The organism is Ruegeria sp. HKCCA5491, from assembly GCF_013034565.1.
Lineage (GTDB): Bacteria > Pseudomonadota > Alphaproteobacteria > Rhodobacterales > Rhodobacteraceae > Ruegeria.
Genome location: NZ_WQGG01000002.1, coordinates 114,363 through 128,753, shown reverse-complemented (window position 1 = coordinate 128,753; position 14,391 = coordinate 114,363). Strand labels below are relative to the sequence as shown.

Below are 14,391 nucleotides of genomic sequence, written 5' to 3'. Positions count from 1 at the left end.
TATGCATCCTATATTGAAACTGGTTTCCCAGCGCCTGGCGCTGGGACTCCTTTTGCTGCTCGGCGCTTCGGCCCTGATTTTTGGCATGACCGAAGCCCTTCCCGGAGACGCCGCGCAAGCCGTCCTGGGGCAGTCCGCAACCCCAGAAGCCCTTGAAAACCTACGCGAAGAGATGGGCCTGAACCGGCCTGCGCTGACCCGCTATTTCGAATGGCTGGGGGGCCTTGTTCAAGGTGATCTGGGACAATCCCTGACCAACAAGCTCGACATTGCCGAATCCGTCGGCGGCCGTCTGAGCAATACCCTGTTTCTTGCATTCTGGGCGGCGGTTATATCCGTCCCGCTTGCTATCTTTCTGGGCCTGCTGGCCGTGCGCTACCGCAACCGCTGGCCCGACAAGCTGATCTCGGCGGTCACCTTAACCACGATCTCGATCCCCGAATTCCTGATCGGCTACGTTCTGGTCTATTTCGTGGCTGTGAAGCTGGGCATGTTCTCACCGCTTGCGATGATCAATGACAGCATGACGCTGGGCCAAAAGCTGAACTCGATCGCATTGCCTGTTATCGTTCTGACGCTGGTGGTCCTTGCGCATATGATGCGGATGACACGCGCGGCGATCCTGAACGTGATGCAGTCGGCCTATGTCGAGACTGCTGAACTGAAGGGGCTGACGAATTTCAAGATCATCTACCGCCACGCGCTGCCCAATGCGGTCGCGCCGATTGTCAACGTGGTGATGCTGAACCTGGCCTATCTGGTGGTCGGCGTCGTCGTGGTCGAGGTGGTGTTCGTCTACCCCGGCATGGGACAGTATCTGGTGGATCACGTGACCAAGCGTGACGTTCCGGTGGTTCTGGCCTGCGGCGTGATCTTTGCCGCGATCTATATCGGGTTGAACATGGTTGCCGACATCGTTGCCATTCTTGCCAACCCAAGGCTGAGGCATCCGAAATGAAGAACATCCCAATCTCTGCAATGATCGGGCTGGCCTTCACAGCCCTCTACTTCATCATCGCTCTACTTGCGCCCCTGCTGGCCCCTTATGGCATGGCCGAGGTCGTGGGCGACGTGTGGGAGCCTTCGAGTTCTCAGTTCTGGCTTGGCACCGACAATATCGGGCGCGACCTTCTCAGCCGCATGATCTATGGCGGGCGGACGACGATCTTTATCGCTACGGCTGCGACGATCCTCAGCTTTGTAACCGGCTCAATCCTTGGGTTTCTGGCCGCCGTACTGGGTGGCTGGGCCGATCAGGTCATGTCGCGGACCGTCGATCTGATCATGTCGATCCCGACGCTGATCAGCGCGCTGGTCGTTCTGGCGATGGTCCCCGTGACCATCCCAGTTCTGATCCTGGTTATGGGGCTGCTGGATTCCACCCGCGTCTATCGTCTGGCCCGTGCGGTCGCGGTAGATATCGCTGTGATGGACTATGTCGAGGCCGCAAAACTGCGCGGTGAAGGCCAATCGTGGATCATCTTCCGCGAAATCCTACCCAACGCTTTGTCACCGCTGGTTGCGGAACTAGGTCTGCGCTTTATCTTTGCGGTTCTCTTTGTGTCGACACTGTCGTTCCTTGGCTTGGGTGTTCAACCACCCTTGGCCGATTGGGGCGGGATCGTGAAGGAAAACAAGGACGGTATCGTCTATGGCATCGGCGCGGCGCTATACCCGGCTGTGGCCATCGCAACGCTGGCGATCTCGGTCAACCTGGTGGCTGACTGGGTCTTGAACCGCACCACATCGCTGAAAGGAGGCCGGGGATGAGTGATACCCTTCTCAAGGTCCGCGACCTCAAGATCGGCGCGACCGTTTATCCGCCGGGTGAAAAACCCCATGACATCGAGATCGTGCACGGGGTCAGCTTTGACCTCGAACGCGGCAAAGTGCTGGGGCTGATCGGAGAATCCGGCGCTGGTAAGTCAACCATCGGTCTGGCCTCGATGGCCTATGGCCGGGGCGGTGTGCAGATCACAGGCGGTGAGGTTTGGGTCAACGGGCGTGACATCCTGAAGACCTCATACGGCGATATCCGAAAGCTGCGCGGGGGTGAGGTTACTTACGTGTCTCAATCTGCAGCGGCGTCCTTCAACCCCGCCAAGAAGATCATGGATCAGGTGGTCGAGGCTGCGGTGGAACAGAAGAAGTTCAGCCGCAAAGAAGCCGAAAAACGCGCGCGGGAATTGTTTGCCAAGCTGGGTCTGCCCGACCCCGACAATATCGGTGAGCGTTATCCGCACCAGGTGTCAGGCGGTCAGCTACAGCGCTGTATGACTGCTTTGGCGCTATGTCCCGAACCCGATCTGGTGGTGTTTGATGAACCCACCACGGCGTTGGACGTGACCACCCAGATCGACGTTCTGATGGCCATCAAAGAAGCCATCGCGGATACCGGTGTTGCCGCGCTTTATATCACGCACGACCTTGCCGTGGTCGCGCAGGTCAGCGACGACATCATGGTTCTGCGCATGGGCAATACGGTCGAGTACGGCAATACCGACCAGATCATCAACAACCCGCAGGAAGAGTATACCAAGGCTCTGGTCTCGGTCCGCTCGATCGAACACGAAGAGAAAAAACCCACACCTGAACCGGTGCTGAGCGTTGACGGCATCACCGCGCGCTATAAGGGGCTGAATTTCGACGTGCTGCACAACGTCAATGTCGAGCTTCACCCGGGGCAGACGCTGGCGGTTGTGGGTGAATCCGGCTCGGGCAAGTCGACGCTGGCGCGGGTGATCACCGGCCTTCTGCCGCCGCGCGATGGTGAGATCACCTTTGCCGGGCGCAAGCTGTCGGCAGACCTTAAGGGTCGCACCCGCGAGGACCTGCGCGAGTTGCAGATGATCTACCAGATGGCCGACGTTGCGATGAATCCGCGTCAGACTGTCGGGACCATCATCGGTCGCCCGCTAGAGTTCTATTTCAACATGCGCGGCGCGGAAAAGCGCAAGCGGATCATCGAACTGCTGGATGAGATCGAGCTGGGCGAAAAGTTCATCGACCGTTATCCGGCGGAACTGTCGGGCGGGCAGAAACAGCGTGTCTGTATCGCCCGGTCTCTGGCGGCCAAGCCCAAGATGATCATCTGTGATGAGGTGACCTCGGCACTGGACCCGCTGGTGGCAGATGGCATCCTGAAACTGCTGCTGGACCTGCAAAAGATCGAGGATGTGGCCTATCTGTTCATCACGCACGATCTGGCGACGGTCCGCGCGATCAGCGACAGTATCGCGGTGATGTATCAGGGCCGTGTGGTCCGTTACGGCCCTAAGTCACAAGTGTTGAGCCCACCGTTCGACGACTATACCGACCTTCTGCTCAGCTCGGTCCCCGAGATGCATCTGGGCTGGTTGGAAGAGGTTGTCGCCCACCGCAAAATGGAAAGCGCGGGGAACTGATCCCGCAAAAAACACTCATGAAATCCCGGCACGTGTCACAAACAGGTGTCGGGATTTTGCTATTTGGGACGGGAATGGGCGGCTTATCCGGGGCGAATCCCCTAGGCTCACCCAAAGAACTAACGAAAAGGCCGGACCATGGACCGCAAACTCCTCCTCATCATTCTTGACGGTGTGCCGTGGCGCAATTTCCGCCGCTTGTTCGGCAATCTTGAGGGCTGGGTCGAGAGTGGTGAGGCGCGGGTCTGGAAGCTGCGTTCGGTGCTGCCATCGACCTCGGCCAGTTGCTATGCCTCGATCCACACGGGCGTCACTCCACAGGAACATGGGTGCACCGGCAACGGCAATGTCTTCCGCCTGAGTCACAAGGACGTGTTCAGTCAGGTGCGCGAGGCCGGGGGCATCACCGGGGCCGTCACCCACAGCTATTGGTCGCAATTCTTCAACCGCCACCCGTTCGATTACGTGCGCGACGTTGAATATGATGAACCGGACAGCAAGACGATCAATCATGGTCGGTTTCACACCATGACCGGCTATGGCAAGGCCAACCAGATGACGCCCTGCGACGTAGACCTATTTGCCCAGCTCACCAACATGTGCCTGCGCTTCGGGCTGGATTACGGCATCCTGCACACCTGCACGCTGGACAGCATGGGACATCGCTTTTTCCATGAAAGCGAGGAAATGGACCACGCCTGTTTTGTCATGGACGAGATGCTGGCCCCTTTCATCCCCCGTTGGCGGCAACTAGGATACGAGGTGATCGTCACGGCCGACCATGGCCAAGATGAACGTGGCCACCACGGAGGCCGCAGCCCATTGCAGCAGGAAACGGCGCTGTATTATTTCGGCGATGCAGAAGGCCCCGAGGCGGATGTGGTCATCGACCAGCTTCAACTTGCCCCTACGATCCTGACCCGGATGGGCACGCCCGTGGCCGAGACCATGAAGGCACAGCCATTCCTCAAGTAATCAGTCATAAGGCCATATCTGCTGACCCAGCGCTTCGATCGCCACGGATATCCGCTCAAAACTGTCCGCGGCACGCTTGACCGAGGTTCGCGCCCGTAGATAGCCGTGCACCAGCCCCGCTTCGTTGATGCAGTGTGCTTTGCCGCCGGCCTCGGTGATCCGGGCGCAATAGTCTGGCCCGTCATCGCGCAACGGATCGCAGTCTGCCGTTACGACCACAGTCGGCGGCAGGTTTGAGAAATCGCTATCGTGCAACGGAGCATAGGTCGGATCATCCTGCGGCGCTGGTCCGCCGCACCGCACCTTTTCATAGAAGACGATATCCTCCAGCGTCAAAAGCGGCGCATGGGCATGTTCAAGATACGACCCCTTCGACCGGTCCCCGCCCAGACCGGGATAGATCAGCACCTGCCCCAGAATCATATCCAAACGTCCGCGCGCGTGATGAGCGACAGCCGCTGCCAGATTCCCTCCGGCGCTGTCTCCGGCCAGTACCAGCGCATCCCCGAATTCCGTTGCAGCCCAATTCACTGCAGTCCAGGCGTCCTGAAATTGGGCGGGATGAACATGTTCCGGGCACAGCCGGTAATCCACTGAGACAACCCGATAACCAGTTTGCGCGCAAATCTCGGCGCAAACATCATCGTGGCTGTCCAAGCCGCCTACGACAAAGCCGCCCCCATGCAGGTAAACTACTGTTCGTGTGGGATCGCCTGCAGCATAGACGCGAACAGGCACGCCGTCGGCATGCCTGTCTTCTGTTTCTACCCCCGCGGGACGCGGTTGGCGAAAGTCCTGACACATCGCGTCATAGACGCGGCGCTGGTCGTCAATCGACAGCTCGACCGCGTCATCGGGATAGCTTTCGGCGGTACGTCTTATGAACGCCCAGGTTTCTTCGTCAATCAGGCGTTCATAATCCATGTCCCCTCCGCGATCAGACAGCCCATTCCCATGGCTGGGTGAATGAGCCCAGCACTTTGCTGACATCGTCGTCCGAGGAACCGTTCGCGTCAAGCTGTGCAACCAGCCCGCGCTTTTTGTCGTCAATCACCGATACAACGCGGGCATCGACGCCTGCTTTTTCCAGCGCGCCGTTATAGATACGTGTGATTGCCTGTTTGCGCAGTTCGGGTTTGAACACCTTGCCAACTGCGGTCTTGGGAAGCTCGTCCAGAATGGTCATGTGCTTGGGCTGCGCCGCACGTTCGTGAACATGGACGTCGCAATATTCCAACAGCTCCTTTTCGGTAACCGAGGCGCCCTCGATTAGTTCGACAAAGGCACAGGGTACCTCTCCCGCATAGGCATCGGGCTGTCCAATGGCACCGGCAAAGGCAACGGCATCATGTCCCAGCAGCGCCTCTTCGATTTCGGCGGGGTCGATATTGTGACCGCCACGGATGATCAGGTCCTTGGCGCGGCCTGTGATCCACAGATAACCGTCCTCGTCGAAACGACCCAGATCGCCGGTGCGCAGATATGTGTCAAAGTGGTAAAGATCCACGTTCTTGTCGGCTTCGGTATAGGTGTTGCCGGCATAGACACCTGGGTTCGAGATACAGATCTCACCGATCTCGTTAGGGGCGGCTTCCGCTGGCCCATCCTGTCCATCGTTCAGGATTTTGACATCCGTATAGGGGAACGGAATCCCGATCGAACCGATCTTCTTCTCTCCATCTGTCGGGTTACAGGACACCAGACAAGTCGCCTCGGTCAGGCCATAACCTTCGATGATGGTCACACCGGTCGCTTCCTCGAAGCGGCGGAACAGCTCTACCGGCAGCGGGGCCGAGCCCGAGAACGCAGTTTTCACGGTCGAGATATCGGCATCCACCGGGCGCTGCATCTTTGCGGCAATCGCGGTGGGCACGGTAATGATGAACGTGACTTTCCAACGCTCGATCAGTTTCCAGAAATTGTCGAACACGCCGTCGCCGCGATATCCGGCAGGTGTCGGGAACACCACATGCGCTCCCGAAGACACAGCGGACATCATGATCACGTGAACCGCAAACACGTGGAACATCGGCAATGGACACATCACCACGTCCTTGTCCGTAAACAGCAGCGTGCCGCCCAGCCAGCCATTGTAAATCAGGCCAGAATACTTGTGCTGCGCCACCTTCGGCATACCCGTGGTTCCGCCGGTGTGGAAATAGCAGGCGACGCGGTCTTCCTTGCTGTCCTCGAAGGTCAGGGTCGTGGGCTGCTTTGCCAGCTCTTTGTTGAAATTTTTATAGTTCGCGTGGGCCAGATGTTCCTTGTCGCCCATCTTGGGGCGCAGGAACGGAACCAGCCATGATTTGGGAGGCGTCAGATAACGGTTCAGGTCAATTTCAAGAATCGTGTTGACCTTGGGCGCATGGCGCACGGCCTCTTCGACCTTTTGCGCCACATCCGTCTTGGGAAAAGACTTCAGCGTGACAACAACCTTGGCACCGGTTTCGCGCAAAATGGCCGCGATCTGTTCGGGTTCCAACAGCGGGTTGATCGGGTTCACGATCCCTGCCACTGCACCACCCATCATGGTGATCAGCGTCTCATTACAATTGGGCAGGATATAGGCCACCACATCCTTTTCACCCACACCCAACGAACGGAACAGGTTCGCCGCCTGGTTGACCTTTCCAAGCAATTCAGACCACGTCAGCGTTTCGGCCTTGTCCGTCGGACCGGACATCAGTTGAAAACTGATCGCGTTGTTATTGGGAAACTTACCCGCAGTCCGGGACAGCAGTTGGTGGAATGTGACCGGAACGTCCCGATCCTCCCACGGCATTTCCTGCTCCAGTTTTAGCTTGTCTTCCACTCCGACAAAGGCCATGCGGCACCTCCCTGATTGCTTCCCGCGTCACGCACGAGTTTTAAGTCCACCGTAGGATGGAAGCAAAACCGTGTACGCGCAAGCAGGCGCATAGCCAAAAAATGTGCAATTTAGCAGCGTGACGCAGCGGAGTGTTCAATACTGCCCCGACGTTATTTTATTCTGCGGCGACTCCATCGGTAAACTGCAGCCGCGCCAAACGCGCGTAAAGCCCGTCCTGGGCGACCAGATCATCATGGGTACCCTGCGCCACGATCTGCCCAGCTTCCATCACAATGATCCGATCTGCCTTTTTGACCGTTGCCAAGCGGTGGGCCACGATCAACGTCGTCCGACCCGCGCGCATCTGATCGACCGCCCCCTGAACCGCACGCTCACTTTCGGCATCCAGCGCCGAGGTTGCCTCGTCCAGCAACAGAACTGGCGCATCTCGCAGGATTGCCCGCGCGATGGCAATACGCTGTTTCTGCCCCCCTGACAGCATCACACCCCGTTCGCCAACGAAACTGTCATACCCTTCCGGGAGGGCCGAGATGAAGTCATGCGCAGCGGCAGCACGGGCAGCAGATTCCACTTCGGCGTCAAAAGCGTCCAGACGCCCAAAGCGAATATTTTCGCGGGCCGACGCCGCAAAGATGATCGGGTCTTGCGGCACAAGGGCCATGTGGCTGCGAAAATCACTCCTGTCCAGATCGCGCAAGTCAACACCATCAAGGCTGACACGGCCTGAATCCGGGTCATAGAAACGCTGGATCATCTGAATGACCGTCGTCTTCCCAGCACCCGACGGCCCCACGAACGCAACAGTTTCACCTGGTTTGACCGAAAGGGACAGGTGATCCAGCGCCACGACATCGGGTCGCGCAGGATAGTGGAATGTAACCTGATCAAAGTTAATCTCGCCCCGCACAGGCGTCGGCAAGTGAGAGGCGGATATGGGATCGGTCACGGTGTCCTGCGCGTTCAGCAATTCAACCAAACGCTCGGTCGCACCAGCCGCGCGCTGCAATTCGCTCCAGATCTCGGATAGGGCGGCGACCGAACCCGCCATTATGATCGAGTAGATAACGAACTGGATCAGAACACCTTCCGTCATCACACCGTTGCGAACGTCATTCGCCCCCATCCACAACACCCCGACAATGCCGGAGAACACCAGAAAGATCACAATCACGGTCAGCACGGCGCGTGTGCGAATACGGCGCAGCGACACGATATACGAGGTCTCGGTCATCTCACCAAACTGCTGGCGACTGGCCTGTTCATGGGTGAAGGCCTGCACAGTCTGAACGGCCGTCAACGCCTCGCCTGCATTACCGGATGAGGCGGCGATCCAATCCTGATTTTCGCGGCTGATCACCCGCAGACGACGGCCCAGCACCAGAATCGGAACCACGACCAGCGGGATCAACAGCAACACCATTCCCGTCAGCTTGGCCGAGGTCAAAAGCATCAGGACCAGCCCACCGAAAAACATCAGCATGTTCCGCAGAGCGATGGAAACCGATGAACCGATTACGGACTGAATCAGCGTCGTGTCCGTCGTAATTCGGCTTAGGACTTCCCCCGTCATGATACGTTCATAGAACTCGGGGCTCATCCCGATTACCCGGTCGAAAACCGCCTTGCGAATATCCGCCACCACGCGTTCGCCCAACTTGGTAACCAGCGCATAGCGGATGCCCGTCCCGACAGCCAGAACAGCGGCAATTGCAAGCGCGGCAAGAAAATACCAGTCGAGCAACTCGCCATCTTCGATCCGAAAATTGTCAACCACGCGCCGCACCGCCAGGGGCAAGGTCAGGGTCATGCTCGCCGTCAAAACCAAGGCAAGCCCTGCCCCCGCCATGAGCAATCGGTAGGGTTTCATAAAGGGCCACAAAGACCCAAGAACGCCTATCTTCCGTGAGCGCGCACGCTCTTCGGTCGCGCTGGGGGCGGAATTTCCTGCGGGCTTGGCGGCGTCGGATCTTGCCATGTCTGGGCCTTATATCGTGTTCGCACTTGGGTGAACGCTTCTTGACCGCAGGAACAGTTGGGGTCAAGCAAAGCACCAGATTTTGGGCCTTCACAGGGCCTTTTGACGCAGAGATTTGGGCTGATTTGGAGCGGGCGGCGGGAATCGAACCCGCTTCATCAGCTTGGAAGGCTGAGGTAATAGCCAGTATACGACGCCCGCTCAGCGGAGGTCGGTTTAAGCGATGCGCAAGGTGCCGTCAAGCGCAGTTCTTGGGCTGATTTCGATTTCATCCGATATAGGTTCAATCGGGTCATCCATGCCGGGGTGGGCCCGGAAATCGGACTGTGCCGGGCGATGTTGATCAATCCCGCTGCGGCAGCCAATCACACGAATCCAGCGTGGCCGAGATACGGATCATCGACGCATACCGAAGCTGCTGCGCACCAGAATGCGCGATCAATTGCGATGGATAGGACGTCGCCGCAGCCAAAGCTTGCGGCAAGGGTACACCAACCTGCGTGACCAAAACGCGAATGGCCGTCGTCAAATCCAAGTCTGCACCGGCCAATGTGCCATCCTCAAGCGTGAGTTTCCCGTTTGTCCGCGTGATCCTGCGGCTCTCCAACTCGAACGCGGTCAGGTCGGTGCCCGCAACAGCCATCGCGTCACTGACAAGGAATATCTGCCCCGGAGACGTCTTGGCCGCCCATGCAGCCCGCATGACTTCGGGATGCACGTGAATTCCATCAGCGATCAAACCGGCGGAAAGCCCGCCATTTGCCAGCGCAGCCCCCACCAGACCGGGTTCGCGGTTTCCAAGCTGGCTCATGGCGTTGAACAAATGCGTCACGCACCGCGCACCAGCCGCCGCATAACGCTGACACGTCGCGAAATCCGCATCACTATGACCCAGAGATACCAGCACCCCAGCGTCATGGAGCACGGCGACTTGCTGCTCGGTCACGGCCTCGGGCGCAACCGTGACCATCAGACAGGGCAGCGCGTCTGCCGCGGCGATCAGCGCGGCCAAATCCGTGTCGTCCATTGGCCGGATCAGATCCGCGTCATGGGCGCCTTTGCGCGCTACCGACAAGTGAGGCCCCTCCAGATGCAGCCCGGCCACACCCGATACACCTTCGCGAACCGCCTGCACGGTCGCTTCAATTGCTGCCTGCGTTTTCTCTGCCGTATCCGTAATCAATGTGGGCAACAGCGACACAACGCCCAAACGCCGGTGAGCCGCCGCAATGCGTTGAACAGTCTGGACCGAGGGGTTGTCATTGAACATGATCCCATCGCCGCCATTGACTTGCAGGTCGCAATAGCCGGGGCTTAGAATATCGCCCTTCAGGTCGACAACTTCACCACCAACGGCATCAGACTCGGGCCGGATTTCACCTTCCTCCCCATCCCGGAAGGTGATCGCGTGGTCATACAGCAAACGGTTACCGTCGAAGATGGGACCGTTACGGAAGGTTACCGTGTTATTTGTCATACCGTCTCAGTCACTTTCTTCAGATGCCGCGGCGCATCGGGGTCAATCCCGCGGGCGCTGGCCACGGATTCAACCATACCATAGAAAGCGGTGATCGCGGTGATCGGGTCGGTGATCCAATGGCCGGTCTTGACGACCGGAAGCGGGCCGGCCTGCGTGACTTTTTCCGTAGTTGCAAAGACAGCCGCGCCCTTCCCTGCCAATGCATCGGCGGCTTCAGCCGTTGCTTGCTCGGCCGCGTCACTTGCGGCGAACACGATAGCCGGGAAGCCTTCCTCTACGATCGAGACCGGCCCATGCAGAACTTCGGCCACCGAATAGCTTTCGGCGTGAATCTGGCAAGTTTCCTTGATCTTCAACGCTGCCTCGCTGGAGATTGCAAAGGAAGGGCCCCGCCCAAGGGTAAACAATGACCTTCCGGTGATCGTGTCAGCCGCGGCAGACCAATCGCAACGAGCGGCCTTTTCAAGCAGCGGCGGCAAGGCATGTATGGCCTTCAGAAGGTCTGCATCGCGCTTGACCTCTGCCAGCAGCCAAAGCCCGGCAACCAGCGATGTCACGAAGGTTTTGGTGGCAGCTACACTTAACTCGGGGCCTGCGTGCAACGGCAGGACGGCACCGGCGACCTCGGCCAACCGAGAGCTGGTGTCGTTGGTGATCGCGACCGTAGCAGCACCTGACCGACCCAACGAGCGCGCAAGGTCCACAATATCCGGGCTTTGCCCGGACTGCGAAACGGACAGGCAGACCGCGCCTTTTGCCTGCAACTCAACCCCGTAGATCGAACTGACCGATGGCCCGACCGAAGCGACGGGAAGGTTCAGCAACAGCTCGCTGGCATATTTGATGTAGCTGCACGCGTGATCAGACGATCCGCGCGCCACCGTGATCAGAAAGCGCGGATCAGCCTCGCGGAAAACCTGAGCGGCATTCTGGATGTCCTGCGCGCCTTGGGACAGCAATCTGTCAACCGCCGCAGGGATTTCCAGAATCTCCTGGCGCATTTTCGAAGTAGTTTCTGACATGAATTTCCGGTCCTTCCGGTTACAACCGTAGCTCGGCCACAAAGTCGTAGGCGTCACCGCGATACAACGACCGGGTCAGTTCTGCGACCCGCCCGTTCTTGAGAAATGAGATGCGCTCGATATTCAAACCGGCAGCACCTTCGGGAACTTCCAGCAACTCAGCCTCGCGCGCAGCAAGGTTGAGTGCCGAGATTTTTTGAACCGCCCGCACCGGACGACGCCCCAGACCTTCGAGAACTTCGTAGAGTGAGGTTGTCACCTCAATCGGATTAGGCAGGATATCCAAAGGCAACGCCGCGCGTTCAAGCGCAAGGGGTCGACCATCGGCCTCTCGCAATCGGTAGATGCGGGCAATTTGTTCACCCTCCGACAGGTTCAGCGCACTGATTTCTTCGGCAGTCGGTGCGAAAACTCCGCGCTCAAGCCATTTGGACGCGGTTTTCATACCACGGGTCGACATATCCTCGGTGAACGATGTTAGGTGGGTCAGAGATTGTTCGACCTTTGGAACGCGTTTGCGAATAAAAGAACCCGACCCCTGTCGCTGCTCAATAACGCCTTCCTGCACAAGTTCTTGTATCGCCTTGCGCACAGTAACCCGAGACAAGTCGGTGATTTCCACCAATTCACGTTCGGACGGCAACGACGAATTGGGGGCAAGCACACCCTTGTCGATCCCTTCCTGCAACCTGCGTCGCAGTTGAACGTATCGCGGGCCGTTTTCGGGCGAAAGCCACAGGTCCGCACGCAGGAAATCAGTTATGCTCATGCTGAATCTCCTTCGCCAATTCCAATGCTCCGACCAAAGGTTCCGCCAAAGGGGCAAGCACGGCAGACTGCATCTCCGGTGGCAAGTAATCTGCGTAATGCGACGCGATCCCTCCTGTCAGGCAAAACGCCTGATCCGGACGCCAGCCCAATTTCGCTGCCATCGACGCTATGTAATCACCCCCTGCCTGCATGATCCGCTTGGCGATCGCATCGTTTTCACGCGCAGACGCAGTCACCTCGGGCGCGAGCGCGCCGAATTGGTCAGGCGTTGCAGTCCCGGCAAAGCCGACAATACCGGCCGTACCGTCGAAGCGATCCAACAGCTTGCGCGTCAAGCCGGTTTCCTCCTCGACCCCGTCCATCACATTCAATGACTCGGTCAGGGCGCGGCGACCAACCCACTGAGCCGAGGCTTCGTCACCCAAAACAGGCCCCCACCCCCCGGCAAACCGCATTTCTCCATCCATCTGCGCCGCAAGAAACGATCCCGTGCCGCAATGTGCAATCAAACCGTCCTGCGCGCCCAAGGCACCGCGTAGGGCCGCAGGTCGGTCGTCCTTAATCCGTGCCTGCGCCAATCCCAAAGACACGCGCAATCGGGACGCTATCCCGGCGTCCGTCACGCCGGCCAGCCCAACGAAGGACGGCCAGTGCAGCATGTCATCCGTTCTGCAGCCCACACTTTTGGCCAACCGTTCAAATCCGATGTTGATCTGCTTAATCGCGCCCTCAAAATCGCTCGAAACATTGGCTGGTCCGGTTTCTACTGAATGGACGGCACCCTCCATGTCACAGGCAACACGGCACCGCGTTCCACCCCCATCAACGGCCAAAACGGCACTATTTCGAGACTCAGTCATGACAATACCATTATAATACCTATTGCCGTCAGGAAAGACAAAAATAGACCAATTTGAACCAATTCTGTCTTTCCTTTGTAGATTTTCTCATTTTTCCGAGCGTGGGAAGAAAATTATAGACAAGTGGTATTAAATAGGTATTGTAAGGAAAACCAATGGGGGATTCTCTTGACGCTGCCGTCGACTGAACAACTGCATCAAGAAGCTACGCGGCTTGACCGCAGCGACCTGACGCTGTCTGCCCGCCTTTTGGCTTCGGGGCAGGTTGCTGCTGCAAACACCGCGCTTGAGGCGGTGGACGCCATAGCAGGCGGAGCGGAATCAATGGCAAATACCATTCGTTCTGGCGGCGTGATCCATTATATCGCTGCGGGCTCTTCTGGCCTGATGGCCGCTGCCGACGCGCAAGAGCTTGGGGGCACCTTCTCGATCCCTGCAAGCCAGTTGCGGATTCACATGGCGGGTGGCTTGCCGACCGGCGTGGAAATGCCCGGCGCGGCTGAAGATGAAGACGAAGGCCTCAGAAATGACCTGCAAGACCTTCAGGCCAAAGACACAGTTATCGCGGTGTCAGCCAGCGGTTCCACGCCTTACACATTAGCGGCCTGTGAAATCGCCAGGGAAAAAGGGGCCACCGTCATCGGCATCGCCAACAATGCGCAAAGTCCGCTGCTGGAAGGTGCCGACATCCCGATCCTTTTGGCTACACCGCCAGAGCTGATTTCCGGATCAACCCGCATGGGTGCTGGAACGGCGCAGAAGATCGCCTTGAACATGCTGTCTTCGCTAATGGCACTGGAACTTGGACACGTATATCGGGGCATGATGGTCAACCTGCGCGCGGATAATGACAAGCTGCGCGCACGGGCCGCTGGCATCGTTACACGGATCGCCGAAGTGGATACGGACACGGCACAATCCGCTTTGGAAACGGCTGACGGCGACGTTAAGCCCGCAATTCTGATTGCAGCGCGCGGCCTGTCTCTGGCCGAAGCAACAGAACAACTGAACGCGACAAACGGCATCCTGAGCACCGCATTGGAAATACAAAACAACTGCTAACCAACTGGGAGA

The 14,391-nt window shown here is 58.3% G+C and carries 12 protein-coding genes and 1 tRNA gene; 5 read left to right on the top strand and 8 right to left on the bottom strand.

The window, feature by feature from the left end; all coding sequences use genetic code 11:
• The first annotated feature begins 1 nt into the window (after position 1).
• The 4 genes from GOV88_RS04355 (at position 2) to GOV88_RS04340 (ending at position 4,379) form a co-directional block, all read left to right on the top strand.
• A complete protein-coding gene (locus GOV88_RS04355; protein ID WP_171120413.1) occupies positions 2 to 958 on the top strand; it encodes an ABC transporter permease in 957 nt (318 codons plus the stop codon).
• Positions 955 to 1,770 carry an ABC transporter permease gene (locus GOV88_RS04350; protein WP_171120411.1) on the top strand — a complete coding sequence of 272 codons (816 nt, stop codon included), beginning with the start codon at positions 955 to 957 and terminating at the stop codon, positions 1,768 to 1,770. Before GOV88_RS04355 ends, GOV88_RS04350 begins: the two co-directional genes overlap by 4 nt.
• Positions 1,767 to 3,404, top strand: a complete 1,638-nt coding sequence (locus GOV88_RS04345; protein WP_171120409.1) for an ABC transporter ATP-binding protein — start codon at positions 1,767 to 1,769, stop codon at positions 3,402 to 3,404. The genes GOV88_RS04350 and GOV88_RS04345 overlap by 4 nt, the downstream gene beginning before the upstream one ends.
• Before the next feature lie 138 nt (positions 3,405 to 3,542).
• Positions 3,543 to 4,379, top strand: coding sequence for an alkaline phosphatase family protein (locus GOV88_RS04340; protein ID WP_171120407.1), 837 nt, complete (start codon positions 3,543 to 3,545; stop codon positions 4,377 to 4,379).
• Here GOV88_RS04340 and GOV88_RS04335 read toward each other — a convergent pair whose 3' ends face one another.
• The 8 genes from GOV88_RS04335 to GOV88_RS04300 all read right to left on the bottom strand — a co-directional run bounded on the left by GOV88_RS04335 (position 4,380) and on the right by GOV88_RS04300 (position 13,317).
• Positions 4,380 to 5,303 (bottom strand): alpha/beta hydrolase, encoded by a 924-nt coding sequence (locus GOV88_RS04335; protein ID WP_171120405.1) that lies wholly within the window; start codon positions 5,301 to 5,303, stop codon positions 4,380 to 4,382.
• A gap of 13 nt (positions 5,304 to 5,316) precedes the next feature.
• A complete protein-coding gene (locus tag GOV88_RS04330) occupies positions 5,317 to 7,206 on the bottom strand; it encodes an acyl-CoA synthetase (RefSeq protein WP_171239647.1) in 1,890 nt (629 codons plus the stop codon).
• 157 nt (positions 7,207 to 7,363) lie between these two features.
• On the bottom strand, positions 7,364 to 9,184 hold the full coding sequence (locus GOV88_RS04325) for an ABC transporter transmembrane domain-containing protein (RefSeq protein ID WP_171239646.1): 1,821 nt from the start codon (positions 9,182 to 9,184) through the stop codon (positions 7,364 to 7,366).
• Positions 9,185 to 9,310: 126 nt separating this feature from the next.
• Positions 9,311 to 9,385, bottom strand: a tRNA-Gly gene (locus tag GOV88_RS04320).
• A gap of 142 nt (positions 9,386 to 9,527) precedes the next feature.
• Positions 9,528 to 10,661, bottom strand: coding sequence for an N-acetylglucosamine-6-phosphate deacetylase (gene nagA / locus GOV88_RS04315; RefSeq protein WP_171120399.1), 1,134 nt, complete (start codon positions 10,659 to 10,661; stop codon positions 9,528 to 9,530).
• Positions 10,658 to 11,686 (bottom strand): SIS domain-containing protein, encoded by a 1,029-nt coding sequence (locus tag GOV88_RS04310; RefSeq protein WP_171239645.1) that lies wholly within the window; start codon positions 11,684 to 11,686, stop codon positions 10,658 to 10,660. Before GOV88_RS04310 ends, nagA begins: the two co-directional genes overlap by 4 nt.
• A gap of 19 nt (positions 11,687 to 11,705) precedes the next feature.
• Positions 11,706 to 12,455 (bottom strand): GntR family transcriptional regulator, encoded by a 750-nt coding sequence (locus tag GOV88_RS04305; protein ID WP_171239644.1) that lies wholly within the window; start codon positions 12,453 to 12,455, stop codon positions 11,706 to 11,708.
• Positions 12,442 to 13,317 (bottom strand): BadF/BadG/BcrA/BcrD ATPase family protein, encoded by an 876-nt coding sequence (locus tag GOV88_RS04300; protein WP_171239643.1) that lies wholly within the window; start codon positions 13,315 to 13,317, stop codon positions 12,442 to 12,444. The genes GOV88_RS04305 and GOV88_RS04300 overlap by 14 nt, the downstream gene beginning before the upstream one ends.
• 168 nt (positions 13,318 to 13,485) lie before the next feature.
• Between GOV88_RS04300 and GOV88_RS04295 the strand changes: the two genes are divergently transcribed.
• Entirely contained in the window at positions 13,486 to 14,379 is an 894-nt protein-coding gene (locus GOV88_RS04295) for an N-acetylmuramic acid 6-phosphate etherase (RefSeq protein ID WP_171239642.1), read from the top strand.
• The last annotated feature ends 12 nt before the right edge of the window (positions 14,380 to 14,391 follow it).

What these genes read in the sequence shown, in the direction of transcription:
- GOV88_RS04355 (WP_171120413.1), top strand. Translation starts at nt 2, where the DNA reads ATGCATCCTATATTGAAACTGGTTTCCCAGCGCCTGGCGCTGGGACTC.
- GOV88_RS04305 (WP_171239644.1), bottom strand. Translation starts at nt 12,455, where the DNA reads ATGAGCATAACTGATTTCCTGCGTGCGGACCTGTGGCTTTCGCCCGAA.
- GOV88_RS04350 (WP_171120411.1), top strand. Translation starts at nt 955, where the DNA reads ATGAAGAACATCCCAATCTCTGCAATGATCGGGCTGGCCTTCACAGCC.
- GOV88_RS04325 (WP_171239646.1), bottom strand. Translation starts at nt 9,184, where the DNA reads ATGGCAAGATCCGACGCCGCCAAGCCCGCAGGAAATTCCGCCCCCAGC.
- GOV88_RS04330 (WP_171239647.1), bottom strand. Translation starts at nt 7,206, where the DNA reads ATGGCCTTTGTCGGAGTGGAAGACAAGCTAAAACTGGAGCAGGAAATG.
- GOV88_RS04310 (WP_171239645.1), bottom strand. Translation starts at nt 11,686, where the DNA reads ATGTCAGAAACTACTTCGAAAATGCGCCAGGAGATTCTGGAAATCCCT.
- GOV88_RS04335 (WP_171120405.1), bottom strand. Translation starts at nt 5,303, where the DNA reads ATGGATTATGAACGCCTGATTGACGAAGAAACCTGGGCGTTCATAAGA.
- GOV88_RS04300 (WP_171239643.1), bottom strand. Translation starts at nt 13,317, where the DNA reads ATGACTGAGTCTCGAAATAGTGCCGTTTTGGCCGTTGATGGGGGTGGA.
- GOV88_RS04345 (WP_171120409.1), top strand. Translation starts at nt 1,767, where the DNA reads ATGAGTGATACCCTTCTCAAGGTCCGCGACCTCAAGATCGGCGCGACC.
- nagA (WP_171120399.1), bottom strand. Translation starts at nt 10,661, where the DNA reads ATGACAAATAACACGGTAACCTTCCGTAACGGTCCCATCTTCGACGGT.
- GOV88_RS04340 (WP_171120407.1), top strand. Translation starts at nt 3,543, where the DNA reads ATGGACCGCAAACTCCTCCTCATCATTCTTGACGGTGTGCCGTGGCGC.